Origin of the sequence: Allobacillus halotolerans (genome assembly GCF_018967645.1) — a bacterium.
Taxonomy (GTDB): domain Bacteria; phylum Bacillota; class Bacilli; order Bacillales; family Alkalibacillaceae; genus Allobacillus; species Allobacillus halotolerans.
On sequence record NZ_JAHLZF010000080.1, the window covers coordinates 1 to 716 of the forward strand.

A 716-nucleotide genomic window follows, 5' to 3' on the forward strand; every position below is an offset into this window, starting at 1 on the left:
TCTTAGCGAATAAAGGTATAAGTCCGATACCAGTAGATGAAGAAAGTGTTTCATCGATTATCTTAACAGTTGTTGCTTTATATACTACATATAAAGATAATCCAACATCTCAAGAAGGGAAATGGGCGAATCAAAAATTAAAGAAATATAAAGCTGAAAGTAAATATAGAAAAGCAACAGGACAAGCACCTATTAAAGAAGTAATGACACCTACGAATATGAACGACACAAATGATTTAGGGTAGGTGGTTGATATATGTTAATGACAAAAAATCAAGCAGAAAAATGGTTTGACAATTCATTAGGGAAACAATTCAACCCAGATGGTTGGTATGGATTTCAGTGTTATGATTACGCCAATATGTTCTTTATGTTAGCGACAGGCGAAAGGCTGCAAGGTTTATATGCTTATAATATCCCGTTTGATAATAAAGCAAAGATTGAAAAATATGGTCAAATAATTAAAAACTATGACAGCTTTTTACCGCAAAAGTTGGATATTGTCGTTTTCCCGTCAAAGTATGGTGGCGGAGCTGGACACGTTGAAATTGTTGAGAGCGCAAATTTAAATACTTTCACATCATTTGGTCAAAACTGGAACGGTAAAGGTTGGACTAATGGCGTTGCGCAACCTGGTTGGGGTCCTGAAACTGTGACAAGACATGTTCATTATTATGACAATCCAATGTATTTTATTAGGTTAAACTTCCCTAACA

2 protein-coding genes are annotated in these 716 nt (G+C 34.9%); both read left to right on the plus strand.

From position 1 onward, the window contains the following. Window positions 1-245 (plus strand): phage holin (locus KQ486_RS14175; protein ID WP_216688002.1); only part of this gene is annotated, 245 nt, incomplete at its 5' end. An 11-nt stretch (window positions 246-256) separates the two neighbouring features. Then, window positions 257-716 (plus strand): CHAP domain-containing protein (locus KQ486_RS14180; protein ID WP_216688003.1); only part of this gene is annotated, 460 nt, incomplete at its 3' end.